Source organism: Pseudomonas sp. MNR3A (assembly GCF_009650575.1).
In the GTDB taxonomy this organism is placed as follows: Bacteria; Pseudomonadota; Gammaproteobacteria; order Pseudomonadales; family Pseudomonadaceae; genus Aquipseudomonas; species Aquipseudomonas machongensis.
In genome coordinates this window covers 243,116-262,302 of record NZ_VZZS01000002.1, presented here as the reverse complement: position 1 = coordinate 262,302, position 19,187 = coordinate 243,116, and the positions used below count along the sequence as shown (strand labels likewise).

Here is a 19,187-nt window from a genome sequence, read left to right as displayed (position 1 = left end):
CACAACCTGTGGGTGTAGGCTTGTCCCGCGATAGGGCCAGCGCTGTCTAAAGACCATTCGTTCTTTTTTTCGAACAGCCTATTGTCCAACACCCCAGCACCCGCTTAGCATTCGTTTGAGATTTCAAACGCTCGATGCCCAATATTGAACACTTGGCTCGTTTGGGTGCCAGAATTCCTGACGGCAGCCCCACCAGGGGCGCCTTTCAACAATCAACAAGACGTTCCGTGCCAGCGCGGCGCGGTCAAGGGAAGCCGACATGCAGCTCAAAGACGCTCAGTTGTTCCGCCAGCAAGCCTTCATCAACGGTGAATGGCTGGATGCGGACAGCGGTCAGACCATCAAGGTGACCAACCCGGCCACCGGCGAAGTCATCGGTACCGTGCCGAAGATGGGGGCTGCGGAAACCCGCCGCGCCATCGAAGCCGCCGACAAGGCCCTGCCGGCCTGGCGTGCCCTGACCGCCAAGGAGCGTTCGAACAAGCTGCGCCGCTGGTTCGAGCTGATGATCGAGAACCAGGACGACCTGGCTCGCCTGATGACCACCGAGCAGGGCAAGCCGCTGGCCGAAGCCAAGGGCGAAATCGCCTATGCCGCCTCGTTCATCGAGTGGTTCGCCGAGGAAGCCAAGCGCGTCTACGGCGACACCATCCCGGGTCACCAGCCAGACAAGCGCCTGATCGTCATCAAGCAGCCGATCGGTGTCACCGCGGCCATCACCCCGTGGAACTTCCCGGCGGCGATGATCACCCGTAAAGCCGGCCCGGCCCTGGCCGCTGGCTGCACCATGGTGCTCAAGCCTGCTTCGCAGACCCCATACTCCGCCCTGGCCCTGGTCGAGCTGGCCACCCGCGCCGGTATCCCGGCTGGCGTGCTGAGCGTTGTTACCGGCAGCGCCGGCGAAGTCGGCGGCGAGCTGACTGGCAACTCCCTGGTACGCAAACTGTCCTTCACCGGCTCGACCGAAATCGGTCGCCAGCTGATGGAAGAATGCGCCAAGGACATCAAGAAAGTGTCCCTGGAGCTGGGCGGCAACGCTCCGTTCATCGTGTTCGACGACGCCGACCTGGACAAGGCGGTCGAGGGCGCGATCATCTCCAAGTATCGCAACAACGGCCAGACCTGCGTCTGCGCCAACCGTATCTACGTGCAGGACGGCGTCTACGACGCGTTCGCCGAGAAGCTCAAGGCTGCCGTTGGCAAGCTGAAGATCGGTAACGGCCTGGAAGAAGGCACCACCACTGGCCCGCTGATCGACAACAAGGCGGTCGCCAAGGTCCAGGAGCACATCGAGGACGCCGTCTCCAAGGGCGCCAAGGTGCTGTCCGGCGGCAAGCTGATCGAAGGCAACTTCTTCGAGCCGACCATCCTGGTCGACGTACCGAAGACTGCCGCCGTCGCCAAGGAAGAGACCTTCGGCCCGCTCGCGCCGCTGTTCCGCTTCAAGGACGAGGCCGAAGTCATCGCCATGTCCAACGACACCGAGTTCGGCCTGGCCTCGTACTTCTATGCCCGCGACATGAGCCGCGTGTTCCGCGTCGCCGAGGCCCTGGAATACGGCATGGTCGGCATCAACACCGGCCTGATCTCCAACGAAGTCGCGCCGTTCGGCGGTATCAAGGCCTCGGGCCTGGGCCGCGAAGGTTCCAAGTACGGCATCGAGGACTACCTCGAAATCAAATACCTGTGCATCAGCGTCTGATGCGCTAAGGGCTTTACCTCTGCCAGCGGGGCGCGAGAGCGACGTCTCGCTGGTTTTTTTGACATGCAGTACCTGGTGGCCAGGGCGCCGGTGACAGTCGATCAACGAATACTGTTCGCAGGCACACCCAGCCACCCCCGAATAACAGCGCCGTCAGAGTCGGCGCGAATGAGGGCATTATGAGCAAGACCAACGAATCCTTGATGCAACGCCGTGTCGCCGCCGTCCCACGTGGCGTCGGCCAGATCCACCCGATCTTCGTCGAGTCGGCGAAGAACTCCACGGTGATCGACGTTGAAGGCCGCGAACTGATCGACTTCGCCGGCGGCATCGCAGTACTGAACACCGGCCACCTGCACCCGAAAGTGGTCGCTGCCGTTCAAGAGCAGCTGACCAAGGTCAGCCACACCTGCTTCCAGGTGCTGGCCTACGAGCCTTATGTCGAGCTGTGCGAAAAGATCAACAAGCTGGTTCCGGGTAACTTCGACAAGAAGACCCTGCTGGTTTCCACCGGCTCCGAAGCCGTTGAAAACGCCGTGAAGATCGCCCGTGCCGCCACTGGCCGTGCCGGTGTGATCGCCTTCACCGGTGGCTACCACGGTCGTACCATGATGACCCTGGGCCTGACCGGCAAGGTCGTGCCGTACTCCGCAGGCATGGGCCTGATGCCAGGCGGCGTGTTCCGTGCTCTGTTCCCGAGCGAGCTGCACGGCGTGAGCGTCGATGACGCCATCGCGTCGGTCGAGCGCATCTTCAAGAACGACGCCGAGCCACGCGACATCGCTGCGATCATCCTCGAGCCAGTACAAGGCGAAGGTGGTTTCCTGCCAGCGCCGAAAGAGCTGATGCAGCGCCTGCGCGCCCTGTGCGACCAGCACGGCATCCTGCTGATCGCCGACGAAGTGCAGACCGGCGCTGGCCGTACCGGCACCTTCTTCGCCATGGAGCAGATGGGCGTCGCGCCTGACCTGACCACCTTCGCCAAGTCCATCGCTGGCGGCTTCCCGCTGGCCGGTGTGTGCGGCAAGGCCGAATACATGGACGCCATCGCCCCAGGTGGCCTGGGCGGCACCTACGCCGGTTCGCCGATCGCCTGCGCCGCGGCCCTGGCCGTCATCCAGGTGTTCGAAGAAGAGAAACTGCTGGACCGCAGCAAGGCCGTTGGCGAGCGCCTGACCGCCGGCCTGCGTGAAATCCAGAAGAAGCACTCGATCATCGGTGACGTCCGTGGTCTGGGTTCGATGATCGCCGTGGAAGTGTTCGAGAAGGGCACCCACACCCCGAACGCTGCCGCCGTGGCCCAAGTGGTCGCCAAGGCCCGTGACAAGGGTCTGATCCTGCTGTCCTGCGGCACCTACGGCAACGTTCTGCGGATCCTGGTTCCGCTGACCGCCGAAGACGCCCTGCTGGACAAAGGCCTGGCCATCATCGAAGAGTGCTTCGCTGAATTGGCTTGATTGCCGATCCGCGTAGCCGATAAAAAACGCCCAGGCATTGCCTGGGCGTTTTTTTTCAACCTGAGGATCAGGTGCTCGAAGGGCTGGGAGGTGTCCAGTCGGCAGCAGGGAAGAAGCGTTCGACCAGGTCGTCGTTCTTGAGCATGGCGGCGTACTCGTCGCGCTTGAACGGGTTGCCAGTGCGCAGATCGTATACCGGGTGCACCACGGGCGCTGTGCTCGGGATCTCCTTGAGCTTCACATTGACGAAGCGGAAGTCGTCACCCACGACCTCGCCGATGTCTTCGATCTCGAAACGGCACCCTGGCGGGAACAGGGTTTCCGCCTCTGTTTTTGTCCATGACAGGGGTGCTATGGGCACCCCGCTCTGGTATTGGCCCGCGGGTATCTCGAAAACCACCGATGTGTCGTCGAACGTGCCCTTCACGATGTCCGGCGAGGACAGCTCATCGCTGGCGAAGGCGCGTATCACGTAGGGATTCTCGGTAAAGGACGTCAGGTCCGAGTTGACCAACACATCGCCCTTCTTGAGTTTTCCGCTGCGAAAGTGCGCGCCCGATGTGCTTCTCGTTCCGTTGCCTCCGCGGTAGAGAGCGACCGTGTTGCTCTTGGGCAGGGTTTCCAGCGAGTCCACCAGCTTGTCGACGAAAGTGTCCGAATCGCAGAACGGGAACTCATGCACCCCGCGGCGCAGGTAGCTGTTGATTTGCGAGTTTTCATCCGTGTAGTTGCCGATGAGGCGGTTTACGTAGTCTTCGTCTTCCTTGTAGGTGTAGGTGATGCCTTCGTCGGTTTGCAGGCACTCGAAATCATGTTCGTCCATGTGCGCATCTTCGCCATCCTCCAGGCGGGCGATGTCGGTGTCGTCCAACAGCGCGCGATGACGGGCCTGGGCCTGGTTCGAGAGCAGTTCGCTTTGCGCCGCGTCCTCTTTCATGTGGATATCCCAGAAGCTCGAGCGGTCGCTGGGCAGGCTCACGACGTTGTCGCCACCCGCCACAGGTGGGGTTACGGTTTCAGGCGGGGGTACCAGGTTGTTATCGCCAGGGTTCCCACCCCGCAACCCGCCACTGTCGACGCGCTTCCAGGTACCGTCCGCCTGGCGCGCCAATGGCTGGCGTCCGAAGAAGGCGAAGGGATTGTCCGGATCGATGATCGACCATTGCGCGGTTTGCGCATCGAATTGCACCTGGAACACCTGGTCATCGATCTGCACGTAGTGGCGGCCATTGACCAGGGTGACACCTTGCGCATGTGTGCCAGTTGCCGGTGTGCCACCTTCCAGCGAGATGGCGACGGCGTGCTTGTCGGGGACTGGCTGGCCGATAGTGTTTTCCGCGTGCTCCACCGGGGTCCAGTCACCCAGCTTGTCCTGCCGGGCGTAACGTCCGGTGTCGATCAGTTCACCGCTTGCGTTACGCCTGGCTATCCGCGCCAATCCCTGTGCGGAAGGGGGGCCGAGCAGCACCGACTGGCCCTTCAGCTCGACGGGCTTGAGCTCACGCTCGGTGAGACCGAGCACTGCCGTTTTCGTGTCTGCCCAGCGCCGTGGTTGGCTGGGCAGCCGCTCGGCATTGCGTAGCAGGCTGCCAAAACCTTTCATGCCGTGCGCCAGGTCACCATAGGCGCCTGCGCCGTTGAGCAGCGAAGACAACAGGTACAGGCTCGCGGTGCCGGCATCGCGATTGATGAATGCGCTCAGTGCGCCGACATAGTCGCGCAGGGCAAGTGCGGCGCCCACTGTGAAGGCGGCAGGCGGGAAGGGCAGCGTCACGATCTGGACCACCGTTTCCAGCGTGTTCCAGACGATGCTCGCGATCATGTCGGCGCGACCCTTGGTGACATCGCGCACATCGACGATGCGCTGGCGCAGCCCATCGTCGTAGCACAGGATGCGCAGGTCGTCCGTGGGGGCTTCGGGCACGCTTGGCACCGGGCTCGCTCCGCCCTCGCGCAGGTCCTTGAACAGGAAGGCCAGCAGTTGCCCGGCTTGCCTGCGACTGCGGTCCTTGTAGTAGTCGATCATGCCTGGGGTGGCGAGCGACTGGACGAAGCTGCTGAAGGGCCGAAAGTCGATGCCGTCTGCAGCCGCGGGAGTGTAGAGCAACGTCTGCGAGGGGTGTCCTTCCGGCGACTTGAGCAGGTAGCAACCGAGGATGACTTCTTCGCGGTAGGGCGGGGTCTTGCCCATGATCCGGTACAGCGCGTTGAACAACTTGCCGATTGCCGGCTCGTCGGCCAGGAACTCGTTGTCGATACGCACTACCAATCGGTAGAACGCATGACGCTTGCGCTGGGTGTCGGCAGTCTGGTGCATGCTCTGGATGCTCGCCAGCAGCCAGGCGTACTGGTCGGCATCCAGATGCCCTTGCAGGAGGCTGCGCAGCGCCGCCAGTTGCATCTGCAGTTGTACGATCAACACGCTCTGCCGACGACGCCAGGCGTAGCCGGTGTGTATGGGTGAGAGCAGGGTCTCCTCGATCAGGCTGACGTAGCGGTCGGATACCCACTGACCGCGTACGGAGCCTGTGACCGACTGCGGCGTCAACGCCGAAAGATCAACCCCGTCGGGGCCTTCGAGGGTTGCCGTGGTATCCGCTGTGGCCGTGAACAAGCCCAGGCTGTCGTCATAGCCGTTGCGCAGCAATTGGGTGTAGGTAAGGGTCTCCCTGGGTGACTTGATGATCACGCTGTCCGGATCGATGCTGTCGTCACGGTTGCCGAGCAACTGCTTGAGCTTGTCACGGGCCTGGGCGTGGACATACGCCTCGAAATCCGGCAGTTGCGCATGCTTGGCCTCGGCATACTGCTGCTCTGCAGCCTGGATCTGGTCTTCCAGGCGCGTCAGCTGGCCACGCTGGGAGGCACTGGCCGCCCGCAACCAGGCGGGTGCGCGCGCGGCTGTGTTGGCCTCGGCAACCTCGATGCGGTTTTGGGTCAGGGCTTTGACCCCTTCCTGGCCCGTGAAGCGCACCAGTGTCATGAACTGCTCGTAGAGCTTTTCCGGGGTAGGGATCTGCTGACGCTGCCTGCGGATATCCAGGTACCAGGTGTCCCAGACCTGCGCCTCGATGCTGGCGGGCTGTTGCTGTGTCTGCGGGAATGGTTTGTTGGCGATCTGGCTGATCAGGGCGGCGAACGAGGTGCGCTGCTGGGCTATCACGTTCTGCAGCAGGTAGGCCTGGGTGTCCGCTTCTGCGAACCAGCCCACCACCTCGACGAGCAACTGCCGTTCGCTGTCGAAACCCAGCACCGGCTTGTGCGGATGTTGCGGGCAGCAGAGCAGCAGACGCTGCAGGCCTCCCTCGGCGTCTTCCTGGCGCACCAGCAGGGCATCGCTGAGCAGGTACTGGTCCGCCAGGAGCAGGTTGGCACTGGACAACCTGTCGTAGCCCGTGCCGCTTCCGGCGGCGAAGGTTGCCAGCGTCTGCTGGTCATCGGGCGTGATCTGGCCTTGCAGGCGTGCGCACCAGGCTTGGGCCGCGATCTGCTGCAAGAGGGCGGCGTTCATCAGCGACCGGCTGCTGTCCTGCTTGTGTGCGGCTCTCTGAGCGGGGGCGAACTTGCCGTGCAGCGCCAGTGTTTCGATCAGCTTGCAGACATAAGCGGGCGTGAGTGTGGCGTACGCCTCAGGCAGTGGCCGGTCTTGTTGCTCGAAGCGCGTGGCGGTGATGAATTCCGAGGCCGGTTGGTCGTCGCCGTCGTGCAGGCCCTGCAACGCCAGGTGCACAAGGCTGCGCCGGATCTCGTAGGGGGCGGCGGTTTCGGGCAGCGTACGCGTGGTCACCAGCATGATCTGCTCGGGGTCCAGGTCCAGGCCCAGGTCGTTGGCGATACTGCTGCGCAGATGGGTCGCGGCGAAGCTTTCTATACTGTCGCAGGCGCCCAGCGCACTGAGCATGGCGGCACGCGCGTGGTCGTATTCCTGGAGTGCCTTCAGGCATTGACTGGCCTGGTCCTCAGGCGCGTATCGCAGCCATTCAGGTGCTTTTGGCGGTGTCTTGAGTGCTTCGTCGAGGGTGGCGTCGAGCGCGCTGCCTGGCCCAAGGGCAAGCGGCAGGCGCAGGGCATCCTCGACGCGCCCGGAACGGGATTCACCAGGCGCCAGCCCGGCCTGCAAGGCGTGCTTGATATCGTGCAGTTGCAGGCTGCGCAGTTGTCGATGCAGCTCGGCAAAGGCCTTGCGCGGTGCGGGCCTGATCACCCAGTGGCGCTGTTCGTAGGTTTGCACTGCCGATGCCTGGGTCATCGCGAGGCGCTGCGTGCGGGGCAGGGTATCGGTGATGCTGGCCCTGGCCACCGGCTGGTTCACCAGCGCGGTCAGCGCTGCGATTGCCAGGTCGCGCGTGGCGAAAGCGGCCCATTGCCGGCCTGCGAGCCACACGAGGGTCGGGCCGCTGTCCAGGCTGAACATCAGGCAGCCATGCAGTGTGGCTGTGCGGCTTGCCTCGAGCTTGAGGCTCAGGGTGCTGATGCTCAGGTCATTCTGATCGAGCGAAGCGGGCAGGCAGGTGGCATAGATCGGATGGATCCTGCCGGCGGCGATCTGGACATCGAGCAATTGGCGCAGCGTGGCCTCGATATCTTCGATGTGACACTGGCGCCTCGTCATGGCGGGCTTTTCGAGCGACTCCCAGTAGTCGTGCAGGGTGCTCCTGATCGTCAGCTCGATGCTCGTAGCTTCTGCGTCTGTCAGAGCCTGGTCCAGATTGACCAGCCCCATGCGCTCAAGCGAGGGGTGCTCTTCAAGGCGTTGGTCGATGCGGGTGCGCAGGGTCGAAAGGGCGTGTTGGGTGATGGATGAAAGGTTGAGCGTCATGAGCTCCTCGCTGGCCGTGCGTGTTGTACGGCTTTGTGATGGGGGCATCACTAGAGCCAGGCGGGCGCTGGGCGAGGTGGTAGTTAATGCATGCACGGATGCTGCGACGAAGATGAACAAACTGTGAACTGCATGCCATCGCGGGTTTTTTTATGCCAATTCGCGGCAGGTGGCGCTATGGTTAAACGATGGACGTGTTTGGAAGCCGCGATGGACTGCGTGTCAGGATTATTCAGGAGTTGCCCATGAGCGCTGCAGACCCCCTCCCACCCCGCGTGCTGATCGCCGAGAGCGATCCCTGGGTGCGCGACATGCTTCGCGAGATGCTGCTCAGCGTGCGCTGCGATGCCCGGCTGGAGGTTTGTGCCGATGGCTCCCAGGCCCTGACGGCGCTGTCGAGCAAGCCCGACCTGATCATCGCCGCCCGAGAGCTGTCCGGTGTCGATGGCCTCGACCTGTTGCGCAAGGTGCGCGCCAAGAGCGACAAGCCTGGGCTGCCGTTCATCCTCATGAGCGAACGCACTGACAGCGCCAGTGTGAAAGAAGCGCTGCCGCTGCATCCCACCGCCTACCTGAGCAAACCGCTGAACCTGGACAACCTGCGCAAACGCCTGGAAAACCTGTTGCTCGAAGTCGGCGAGCAGATCGCCTGCCCCGTGCCGCCCCTTCAGCCGGGTGCCAGCTTGCCGGCCTACCTCGAGCAGCGCCGCGCTACTGCCGATGGCGGCCCGCTGTTTGCCGATGTACAGGTGGCGATCAAGCGCGCCCTCAACCCGCAGGGGCTGAACCTGCGTGTGCTGGAAGAGGAGGTGCGCAATGACCCGCAGATCACCGGCGTGCTCATCGCCGCGGCCAACAGTGCCGCCATGCATAGCGATGCGCCGGTGCAGACCCTGCTGCAGGCGCTGAACAAGCTGGGCAGCACCCAGAGCATGAACCTGATCCTGGGCCTCACGCTGAAGCGCAGCGCACGCTTGAGCGACCCGCTGCTGGCGCAGCATGCCGCGCGCTTCTGGAACATCTCGCTGCATACCGCCGAATTCGCGCGTACCTTGGCACGCATGCTCGAGCTGGACCAGGAGCGCTGCTACTGCGCGGGCCTGCTGCATTGCCTGGGTGACCTGGCCGTGTTGCGTACCCTGCAGGAGTGGCGTCTGGCCGGTGGCGAGCTGGACGAAGACCAGGTGCAGTTGTCGCTCAATGAGTTTGGCGCGCCATTCGGTTCGGCCCTGCGCACCCGCTGGCGCCTGCCGCTGAACCTGCGCGAGCTGATCGCTGCGATCTATCAGCTGGGTGGTGGCGTGTATTCGCGAGAGATTCTGGCGATGAACCTGGCCGGCCAGTTGTCGCGGGCACTACCGACCCAGGGCAACGAGAAGATCGCCAGCAGCAAGACCGCACGCCTGCTCAAGCTCGGCCTGCCTGAGCTCAACCGCCTGCGCGAGCCACCCGCGCCGCCGGCGGTGATCACAACGCCTGAGGTCGAAGCCGCGAACGTTGAAGCTGAGGTTGTGGAAGAGGTGCCTCAGGCCCAGGACACCGACGAAGACAGCGCCACGGAAAAACCGTGAGCGCTACCGCTCATCCGCGCACGATCTGGTTCTTGCCCTGGCGCTTGGCCTGGTACATCGCCGCGTCGGCGCGACCGAACAGGTTGTCCAGGTCGGTATCCTGATCGCTCAGCTCGGTCAGCCCCTGGCTCACGGTCACGCCGTAGGTCTGCTGGCCGTAGGTGAAGCTCAGGCGCTGGATTTCTCGCTGCAAGCGCTCGGCGATCTGCTCGGCGACCTGTGCCGTGCAGCCTGGGAATACCGCCGCGAATTCCTCGCCGCCAATACGGCCGAACAGATCGCCCCGGCGCAGCACTGCCTTGCCGCTGTCGGCGATGCGCTGTAGCACCTGGTCGCCTTCCGGATGCCCGTAGCTGTCGTTGATGTGCTTGAAGTCGTCGATGTCCAGGAGCAGGAATGCCATTGGCGTGCCGTCTTCTCGGGCGCGGTCGAACGCTTGCTGGGCGCATTCGAAGAAGTGCCGACGATTGCTGCTCTGGGTCAGGACGTCGGTGGTGGCAAGGCGCTGCAATTCGCCTTCGAGCTGTTTCTTCTCGGTGATGTCCTCGGCAATGCCGACGATGATCACCCGCTCGCCTTCGCGCTGTTGGTTGATGTAGCACTTGTCGCTGAGCCAGCGCACTTCGCCTGCGCCGTTGATGATGCGGTATTCGCGGTCCTCGACGGTGCCCTGGAGCAGTACCTGGGCCAGGCTGCGCTCGGCGTAGTCGAGGTCGTCGGGGTGGATTGCATCGCGCCATTCGTTGTAGTCGGCCATCACCAGGCTGGCCGGGCGGCCAAAAATACGTTCGTAGGCGGGGCTGACGTACAGCACCTGGCGGGTTTCCCAGTCGAAGGCCCAGAGCACGGCGTTGACGCTGTCGAGCAGCGAGCTGTAGAGCTGCTCGCGCTCGCTCAGGCGCGCCACTTCACCCTGGGCATGCAGCAGGGCGAGCAGGGTCTGGGCAGCTTCGGGGCGGGGTGGACCGGTCTGGATCGAGGGGTGACGTTCTTTGGCCATGTGCACGGATCGGATCTCGACGAATGTGCGTGCGGCCACGACTCGGCCCGCCACGCGGGCGATATGCCGATTTTGAGTCGAGCAGGGGGGTGAAGTTCCGGTCGGCATGCCCTCGGGCGGGGCATGCCGATCAACGGCAGTCAGGCGCCGGTAGGGCGTAGGGAGTAGGTCTTGAGCTGTGCGGCGAAGTCGCGCAGCGACTGGATACCGCTGGCTTCGGCCTCGTGTACCCAGTCTTTCATGGCCGCCAGCATGTCGTGGCCGTTGGCGCTGGTGCGTGCCCAGATCTGTTGCAGCGCCAGACGCTTCTCGTAGATGGTCTTGAGCGTCTGACTGTGCGTCAGCATCGATTCGATACGTACGTGGTGGCGATCCTGCAGCAGGCTGGTCTCGCGTGACAGCAGGCGCTTGGCACGGCGGAAGTGGTGGCGCACCGAGGTGTCGACCTTTTCCAGCTCCTGCTTGACCAGCGGGCCGATCACCAGCTTGCGGTATTGGGCCATGATCTGGAAGCGGTTGTTGAGGATCGCCATGGCGGTGTCCATGTCCAGCGAGGCCTTGCCTTCCACCCGGTGGGCGATTGGCGCCACGCGCTGCACCTTGGCCAGGCGCAGCAGGCACAGCAGCCGAATCCACATCCAGCCCATGTCGAACTCCCAGCGGCGCACCGACAGCTTGGCCGAATTGGGGTAGGTGTGGTGGTTGTTGTGCAGCTCTTCGCCGCCGATGATGATGCCCCAGGGCACCAGGTTGGTGGCCGCGTCGCGGCACTCGAAGTTGCGATAGCCGACTGCATGGCCCAGACCGTTGACCACACCGGCTGCCCAGAATGGAATCCACATCATCTGGATCGCCCAGATGGTGATGCCGATGGTGCCGAACAGCAGCAGATCGAGCACGGCCATCAGGGCGATGCCGCCCATTTTGTAGCGCGAGTAGAGGTTGCGTTCGATCCAGTCATCCGGGCAGTTCTTGCCATAGATGCGCAGGGTTTCCTCGTTGCGCGCCTCTTCCCGGTACAGCTCCGCACCTTTGCGCAGGACCGTGCCCAGGCCCTTGTACACCGGGCTGTGCGGGTCGTCGGGGGTTTCGCACTTGGCGTGGTGCTTGCGATGGATCGCTGTCCATTCACGGGTGTTCTGCGCCGTGGTCAGCCACAGCCAGAAGCGGAAGAAATGCTTGAGCCCGGCATTGAGCTCCAGGGAGCGGTGCGCCGAGTAGCGATGCAGGTAGATCGTGACGCTGACGATGGTCACGTGGGTCATCAGCAGGGTGACCGCGACCAGTTGCCAGGCCGACAGGTCGAGCAGACCGTTGTACCACATAGTTGGAAAGACCCTCGGGAAAACAGGGGAAACAACGGGCGCATTATCCCTCGACGGGGAAATAAAACCAGTCGTGCTTTCGCCGGGATCGTCACCGCCGGTCACCTTGCCGTCGGCGAGGGTGTCGCCAAGGCAGGCTGGACGGGCCGGGACGGCGGGAACCGCGACTTATTTATGAGCCGGGATTTAAAGTCACGGCATGTTTCAACCTTTATACTGCGCCATCATTTCCCATGGACTGATGCACCCGACATGTCTGTTTCTGTTCGCGACGCCTTGCGCATGGCTGCGCTCTACGTTGTGTTGTCGTTCCTCTGGCTGGTGCTGTCGGAGTGGGTGCTGCGTGGCATGACCGACAACGACCTGGCGCTGACCGTCGGGCGGCAGATCAACGTGGTGGTCTGGGTGCTGCTCAGCGCCTTGCTGATCTTCGTGTCACGGGCCCGGCTGCTCAACTTCATCGGCGTGGGTGCGCGTCTGCGCAGCGAGGATCGCGAACGCCTGCGCATGGCGGCAGCGGTCTTCGACAGCACCTTGGAAGGTGTACTGGTGACCGATCGCAACGGCCTGATCGTGCATGTGAACCGCGCCTTCATGCGCATCACCGGTTATCACCAGGACGAAGTGCTGGGCCAGCGCCCGAGCAAGTTCAAGTCGGGACGCCATGGGGCGCCTTTCTACCAGCAGATCTACGCGACCTTGGCCGAAAAAGGCGAGTGGAGCGGGGAAATCTGGAATCGCCGCAAGAGTGGCGAGATCTATCCGCAATGGCAGACGATCTGCGCGATTCGCGACGACAGCGGTGAGCTGAGCCACTACGTTGCGGTGTTCAGCGACATCAGTGCGATCAAGCATTCCGAGCAAGAGCTGGCCTACCTCGCCCATCACGACCCCTTGACCGGCCTGCCCAACCGCCTGCTGTTCAGCGACCGTGCCGAGCAGGCGTTGGCGGCGGCGCAGGCGAACAAGCGTGGCTGCGCCTTGCTGCTGCTCGACCTCGACCACTTCCAGAGCATCAACGACAGCCTGGGGCACACCATTGGCGACCAGTTGCTCAAGCTGGTGGGCGAGCGTTTGCAGGAGCAGCTGGGTAGCGGCGTGACCCTGGCGCGCCTGGGCGGCGACGAGTTCGCGGTACTGCTCGAGGGGTGCCAGCAGGTCGCCCAGGCGGCGACCACTGCACAGGGCATCCTCGAACGCCTCCGCCAGCCGTTCGCGTTCGAAGGGCAGCAGCTGTTCATCGGTGCGAGCATCGGTATCAGCCTGTTCCCCAGCGACGCGCTGAGCGCCGAGCAACTGTTGCGCAATGCCGACTCGGCGCTGTTCAAGGCCAAGAGCAATGGTCGCGCCTGCTATGCGCTGTACACCGAAGAACTTACCGCTCACGCCCAGCATCGCGTCGAGACCGCCGGTGAACTGCGCCGGGCCCTGGCCCAGGAAGAGCTGCGCGTGTTCTACCAGCCGGTGCACGACCTGTTCACCGGGAGCATGGTCGGGGTCGAGGCGCTGGTGCGCTGGCAGCATCCCGAGCGCGGCCTGGTGCCGCCGGGCGAGTTCATCCCGATCGCCGAGCGCACCGGGCTGATCGTCGATATCGATGCCTGGGTGCTGCGCCAGGCCTGTCGGCAGATGGTGCAGTGGCAAGCCGAGGGGCGAGTGCTGGACTTCGTCGCGGTGAACCTGTCGAGTCGCCTGTTCGGCCAGCGTGGCCTGTATCGGCAAGTGGCCGAGGTGCTGGACGAGACCGGCCTGGACCCGGCGCTGCTGGAGCTGGAAGTGACCGAGAGTGCGGTGATGGAGGACCCGGAGGTGGCGCTGGAGCAGTTGCACCGTCTGCGCGAACTGGGCTTGCGCCTGGCGATCGACGATTTCGGCACCGGCTATTCGTCACTGTTGCGGCTCAAGCGCCTGCCGGTGCAGAAGCTGAAGATCGACCAGGGCTTCGTCGCCGGATTGCCCAATGACGAAGACGACATCGCCATCGTGCGGGTGATCATCGCCCTGGCGCGCAGCATGGGTATGCAGGTGCATGCCGAGGGGATCGAGCAGGCCGAGCAGGCGCGACTGCTGCTGGAGCAGCAGTGCGACCTGGGGCAGGGCTACTGGTTCGGACGGCCCGTGGCGGCCGAGAACCTGCGCTGGTCGTAGGAACTCGATTTCAGCTCAGCGCTTGTTCAAGCCTTTGGCCAACCGATCTCCGCCCAACTGGATCACCGCCACCAAGGCCACCAGCATGACGATCACCGTCAGCATGATCTGGCTGTCGAAGCGTTGGTACCCATAGCGGTAGGCGATGTCACCCAGACCACCGGCACCGATCGCGCCGGCCATGGCCGAGGAGTTGATCATGGTCACCAGGGTGATGGTGAAGCCGCCGACGATCCCTGGCAGCGCTTCGGGCAGCAGCACATGCCAGATGATGTGCCAGCGTCGGCAGCCCATGGCCTGCGCCGCTTCGATCAGGCCTTGGTCGACCTCGCGCAGGCTGACTTCGGCGATTCGGGCGAAGAATGGCGTGGCAGCGATGGTCAACGGCACCACGGCCGCCCAGACGCCATAGGTGGTACCGACGATCAGTCGGGTAAAGGGGATCAGTGCCACCATCAGGATCAGGAAGGGGATCGAGCGGAACAGGTTGACGAAGGCGCCGAGCACGCGGTTGAGCAGCGGCGCTTCGTAGATGCCGCCCTTGCCGCTGGTGACCAGCAGCACCGCCATCGGAATCCCCACCAGCAGCGCGATCAACGAAGACACCCCCACCATCAGCAGGGTATCGATCAGGCCTTGCAGCAGGCGTTCAGTCCACATAACCCAGCACCTCCACATCGGCAGCCCAGCGCCGGGCGCGTTCGAGCAGTTGATGAGCCCCGAGCGCGGAGCCGCGCACGGCCAGGACCAGTTGGCCCAAGGCGTGCTCGCCAATGGTCTCGACACCCCCCTGGAGCAGACGCACACGCCCACCGAGATCGGTGAACAATGCCGACAGCTCCGGCTCGCCGACCAGTTGCAGGCGCAACACCACGGCAGCGTCCTGGCTGACCGGTTGAGCCCGCAAATTGGCCTGCAAGGCTGCGGGTAGCTTGGTCTGCAAGGGGGCGAGCAAGGTGCGGGTCACTTCGTGGCGCGGCGCGCCGAATACCTGCCAGACCTCGCCCTGCTCGACTACTTCGCCACGTTCGAGCACCACCACGCGCTGGCAGATGTCGCGGATCACCGCCATCTCGTGAGTGATCAGCACGATGGTCAGGCCAAGGCGCTGGTTGATATCGCGCAGCAGGTCGAGGATCGAGGCGGTGGTTTCAGGGTCCAGTGCCGAGGTCGCTTCGTCGCACAACAGGATCTGCGGATCGTGCACCAGCGCGCGGGCGATGCCGACACGCTGCTTCTGACCGCCGGACAACTGCGCCGGATAGACATGGTGTTTCTGTTCCAGGCCTACCAGCTCCAGCAACTCGCGCACTTTACGCTGACGCTCGGCCTTGGCCACGCCGGCGACCTTCAAGGGGAGCTCGACGTTCTGCCACACGGTCTTGGCCGACATCAGGTTGAAGTGCTGGAAGATCATGCCGATGCGTCGGCGCAGCGACACCAGGCGATCCTCGTCGAACGGAGCGATGTCGACCTGGTCGATCAGCACGCGCCCTTCGCTGGGTTGCTCCAGGCGGTTGATGGTGCGCAGCAGTGACGACTTGCCGGCGCCGCTGCGGCCGATGATGCCGAAGATCTCGCCGCGGCGGATGTTCAGGTCGATGCCGTGCAGGGCAGGGTGAGCTTGCCCGGGGTAGGTCTTGCCCAACCCGATGAAGCGTACATGGGCCTCGTTCACCTCCGGGCGCAATACCTGCTCGCGCGCCGGGGCCGGCGTGGCGTGGGGGACGGGCGCCCTGAGGGCGCTGGCGCTACTCATCTCAGCCCTCCCAGCCAGCCTGGTACAGGCTGCCGTGGGCCTTGTTCAGGGCTTCACGCACGGCCGGCGAATGCTGGTAGATATCGACGAACTTGGCCAGGCGCGGGTCGTCCTTGCTTTGCGGGCGGATCACGAACTGGATCACGTACTCCTTGTTCTCCAGGCCGTCGAACAGCAACGCCGAGGTGGCATCGAAGCTGTTGGCCAGGCGGATGTAGGCCGGGTAGCCCTGCACCAGGTCGGCATCGTCGTAGGCCCGCACCAGTTGCACGGCCTCGACCTGAAGAATCTTGAGCTTCTTCGGGTTGGCGACGATGTCATCTTCGGTGGCCTTGTAACCCACGCCAGGCTTGAGCGTGATCAGCCCGGCCTTGGCCAGCAACTGCAGGCCGCGCCCGCTGTTGATCGGGTCGTTGGCGATGGCCACGCTGGCGCCTTCGGGCAGTTCGGCGAAGCTCTTGTACTTCTTCGAATACAGGCCGACGTTGTTGATGATCCCCGGTGCATAGGGCACCAGGTTGAAGCCTGCTGCGGCCTTGGCGTTTTCCAGGAAAGGAATGTGCTGGAAGTAGTTCACGTCGATGTCGCCGCTGTTGAGGCTGACGTTGGGGGCGATCCAGTCGCTGAACTCGATCAGCTTCACCTCGAGGCCTTGCTTGTGCGCTTCTGCCACGGCCGCTTCGAGCGGAATGGCGAAGGCGGCCGTGGTACCGATCTTCAGGGGTTCGGCTGCCAGCGCGGCGCCGGCAAGGCCCAGGGACAGCAGGGCGGCCGCGACGGGCCGATAGAGTTTCTCAAGCATGATGCGCGGCTCCGGTGGGGGCGTTGGTCGGGGTGCGGTAGGTGCTGCCGGGATGGTCAGCGGGCAGATGTGCGCTGGGGCTGGCGAACAGCTTCTGGCGCAGGCTGCCCTCGGCGTAGGCGGTCTTGTAGCGGCCTCGGCGTTGCAGTTCGGGGACCACCAGGTCGATGAAGTCTTCGTAGCTTTCCGGGGTGACGGTGCGTGCCAGGTTGAAGCCGTCCAGGCCGGTCTCGTCGATCCAGCCGATCAGTTGCTCGGCGACCTGGTCAGGCGCACCGACCAGGGTCACGTAGCGTCCGCCCAGGGCGTGTTGTTCCAGCAGGCGGCGGCGGGTCCAGGCGTTGTCCTGCAAGAGCTTGGTGGCGGACTGGATCGCATTGCCCTGGCCTGCGTTGATCGGCTCGTCGAGGTCGAAGGCGGCGAAGTCGATGCCGGTGGAGGCGGCAAAGTGCGCCACACCGGCTTCGGCGCTGGCGTGGCGCAAATACTCGGCGTGCTTGGCGCGGGCCTGCTCCTCGGTCGGTGCGACGATCACGGTGATGCCCATGAACACCTTGATCGCCTGAGGGTCGCGGCCGGCGGCGAGGGCGGCTGCGCGCACCTTGTCGACCTGGGCACGGGTGCCTGAGTGGGTCTGGCCGCCGATGAACACGCACTCGGCGTGGTTGCCGGCAAATGCCAGGCCGCGTGCCGAGCTGCCCGCCTGGAACAGCACCGGTGTGCGCTGCGGCGAGGGTTCGCACAGGTGATAGCCCTCGACCTTGTAGAACTCGCCTCGGTGCTCGACCTTGCGCACTTTATCGGGCCGGGCATAGACGCGCTGCTTGCGGTCTTCGACCACGGCATCGTCCGCCCAACTGCCTTCGAGCAGCTTGTACAGCACCTGCAGGTATTCGTCGGCCTGGTCGTAGCGCCGGTCGTGCTCGGGCTGTTGTTCCAGGCCCATGGCACGGGCCGCGCTGTCGAGGTAGCCGGTGACGATGTTCCAGCCGACCCTGCCCTTGCTCAGGTGGTCGAGGGTCGAGAGCCTGCGGGCGAACAGATACGGCGGCTCGTAGGTGAGGTTGGCGGTCAGGCCGAACCCCAGGTTGCGGGTCACCGCGGCCATGGCCGAGACCAGCAGCAGCGGGTCGTTGACCGGCAGCTGGATCGACTCCTTGAGCGTGACGTCGACCGAGTCGCCGTAGATGTCGTAGGTGCCGACGATGTCGGCGATGAACAGCCCGTCGAACAGCCCGCGCTCCAGCAGGCGCGCGAGGTCGGTCCAGTACTCGATGTCCTTGTAGCGGGTCGAGGTGTCGCGCGGATGGGTCCACAGGCCGTGGTTGATATGGCCAATGCAGTTCATGTTGAAGGCGTTGAGCAGGATCTGCTTGCTCATCAGATGGTCCCTCGCAGCGGTGGGTTTTCGCCGTTGAGGTAGTAGTTGCCGATGGCGTGGTACTTCCAGCGCACCGGGTCGTGCAGGGTGTGGACCCGGGCGTTGCGCCAGTGGCGGTCGAGGTTGTGTTCGGCCAGGGTGGCGCGGCTGCCGGCCAGCTCGAACAGAGTGCTGCCGGCGGCCAGGGAAATCTCGGTGCTGATCGCGCGGGCCTCGGCGACGGCGATGGAGGCGGCGGCCACGCTGCTGGCGTTGCTGTCGCGCTGGGCCTGGTCGAGGATTTCGCCGGCCCGCTCAAGCAGTGCTTCGGCGGCATGCAGGCGGATGCTCAGGCGACCGAAGCTGTTGAGTGTCAGTGGATCGGCCGAGGCCTGGTCGACACCTGCGTCGATCCATGGGCGGCTGTGGTTGCGCACGAAGTGCAGGGCGTCTTCGACTGCGGCGCGAGCGATGCCGGTGTCGATGGCAGCGTGGAGAATCTGGGCCAATGGGCCGACTGTGGTCGGGCGTTCGAACGCGGCCTGGAAGGGCACCAGGTCGGTAGCCTCGACACGGACATTGTCGAACAGCACCGAACCGCTGCCGGTGGTGCGCTGGCCGAAGCCGCTCCAGTCGTCGATCACCTGCACACCGGGGCTGTTGGCGGGCACGAACGCCAGTTGCTGCACGCCCTCGTCATCGACCACCGAGGTGGGGATGCGCTGGGCGTAGATCGCGCCGGTGGCGTAGAACTTGCGGCCGTTGATGCGGTAGCCGCCGCCGTCGCGGGTCAGGCGGGTGGTGCGGTCGCTGGAGGTCCTGGTGCCGAGTTCGGCCAGGGCATTGCCGAAGCGCTTGCCGGCCAGCACCTCGGCGTAGAGACGCTGTTGCTGTTCGAGGGTGCCGTTCACGCGCAGCACTTCGAGGGCGTAGAAGTGGTTCTGCGGAATCTGCCCGAGCGAGGCGTCGGCCTGGGCGATGCGGGCGATGACCTTGGCCAGGGTGACGTTCGATACTTCGGCGCCGCCGAAGGCCTTGGGTACGCTGATCGCCCACAGGCCGGAGCGGGTGAACAGTTCCAGTTCGGCGTGCGGCAGACGGCGCTCACGGTCGCGCAGGGCGCTGTCGCGGTGCAGTTGCCGGGCGATGTCTTCAGCGACGGCCAGGGCTTGGGCGTCGCTGGTGATCACGGATGTGGTCATGTTGTTCTCCGGGGCGTTTCGCGGGCAAGCCCGCTCCTACAG

12 protein-coding genes are annotated in these 19,187 nt (G+C 64.3%); 4 read left to right on the top strand and 8 right to left on the bottom strand.

What is annotated here, in order from left to right; genetic code table 11:
- Positions 1–259: 259 nt before the first annotated feature.
- Both gabD and gabT read left to right on the top strand, forming a co-directional pair.
- The gene (gene gabD / locus F6X62_RS01420; protein ID WP_054891643.1) at positions 260–1,702 is read left to right on the top strand and encodes an NADP-dependent succinate-semialdehyde dehydrogenase; all 1,443 of its coding nucleotides are present in this window, start codon (positions 260–262) and stop codon (positions 1,700–1,702) included.
- A gap of 179 nt (positions 1,703–1,881) precedes the next feature.
- Positions 1,882–3,159: a 4-aminobutyrate--2-oxoglutarate transaminase gene (gene gabT / locus F6X62_RS01415; protein ID WP_063542182.1), complete on the top strand. Its 1,278-nt coding sequence runs from the start codon at positions 1,882–1,884 to the stop codon at positions 3,157–3,159.
- A 67-nt stretch (positions 3,160–3,226) separates the two neighbouring features.
- Here gabT and F6X62_RS01410 read toward each other — a convergent pair whose 3' ends face one another.
- The gene (locus F6X62_RS01410; RefSeq protein ID WP_153772484.1) at positions 3,227–7,978 is read right to left on the bottom strand and encodes a dermonecrotic toxin domain-containing protein; all 4,752 of its coding nucleotides are present in this window, start codon (positions 7,976–7,978) and stop codon (positions 3,227–3,229) included.
- A 245-nt stretch (positions 7,979–8,223) separates the two neighbouring features.
- On the opposite strand from F6X62_RS01410, the gene F6X62_RS01405 reads away from it, so the two are divergent.
- On the top strand, positions 8,224–9,549 hold the full coding sequence (locus tag F6X62_RS01405; RefSeq protein WP_125930998.1) for a response regulator: 1,326 nt from the start codon (positions 8,224–8,226) through the stop codon (positions 9,547–9,549).
- Between the two features lie 10 nt (positions 9,550–9,559).
- On the opposite strand, the gene F6X62_RS01400 is transcribed toward F6X62_RS01405, so the two are convergent.
- Complete coding sequence (locus tag F6X62_RS01400) at positions 9,560–10,549, bottom strand: sensor domain-containing diguanylate cyclase (RefSeq protein WP_151925496.1); 990 nt, start codon at positions 10,547–10,549, stop codon at positions 9,560–9,562.
- A gap of 140 nt (positions 10,550–10,689) precedes the next feature.
- Entirely contained in the window at positions 10,690–11,874 is a 1,185-nt protein-coding gene (gene desA, locus F6X62_RS01395) for a delta-9 fatty acid desaturase DesA (RefSeq protein WP_153772483.1), read from the bottom strand.
- A gap of 252 nt (positions 11,875–12,126) precedes the next feature.
- Here desA and dibA point away from each other — a divergent pair, with 252 nt between their 5' ends.
- Positions 12,127–14,022, top strand: coding sequence for a phosphodiesterase DibA (gene dibA, locus F6X62_RS01390; RefSeq protein ID WP_063542190.1), 1,896 nt, complete (start codon positions 12,127–12,129; stop codon positions 14,020–14,022).
- Positions 14,023–14,037: 15 nt separating this feature from the next.
- Here dibA and F6X62_RS01385 read toward each other — a convergent pair whose 3' ends face one another.
- Genes F6X62_RS01385 through F6X62_RS01365 form a run of 5 tightly spaced genes read right to left on the bottom strand, consistent with a single transcriptional unit; the run spans position 14,038 to position 19,145 of the window.
- On the bottom strand, positions 14,038–14,682 hold the full coding sequence (locus tag F6X62_RS01385; RefSeq protein ID WP_153772482.1) for a methionine ABC transporter permease: 645 nt from the start codon (positions 14,680–14,682) through the stop codon (positions 14,038–14,040).
- Positions 14,672–15,781: a methionine ABC transporter ATP-binding protein gene (locus F6X62_RS01380; protein WP_153772481.1), complete on the bottom strand. Its 1,110-nt coding sequence runs from the start codon at positions 15,779–15,781 to the stop codon at positions 14,672–14,674. The genes F6X62_RS01385 and F6X62_RS01380 overlap by 11 nt, the downstream gene beginning before the upstream one ends.
- A 1-nt stretch (position 15,782) precedes the next feature.
- Positions 15,783–16,583 carry a MetQ/NlpA family ABC transporter substrate-binding protein gene (locus tag F6X62_RS01375; RefSeq protein WP_065864446.1) on the bottom strand — a complete coding sequence of 267 codons (801 nt, stop codon included), beginning with the start codon at positions 16,581–16,583 and terminating at the stop codon, positions 15,783–15,785.
- Complete coding sequence (locus F6X62_RS01370; RefSeq protein WP_054925365.1) at positions 16,576–17,964, bottom strand: LLM class flavin-dependent oxidoreductase; 1,389 nt, start codon at positions 17,962–17,964, stop codon at positions 16,576–16,578. Before F6X62_RS01370 ends, F6X62_RS01375 begins: the two co-directional genes overlap by 8 nt.
- Positions 17,964–19,145, bottom strand: coding sequence for an SfnB family sulfur acquisition oxidoreductase (locus tag F6X62_RS01365; protein ID WP_153772480.1), 1,182 nt, complete (start codon positions 19,143–19,145; stop codon positions 17,964–17,966). Before F6X62_RS01365 ends, F6X62_RS01370 begins: the two co-directional genes overlap by 1 nt.
- Positions 19,146–19,187: the final 42 nt, after the last annotated feature.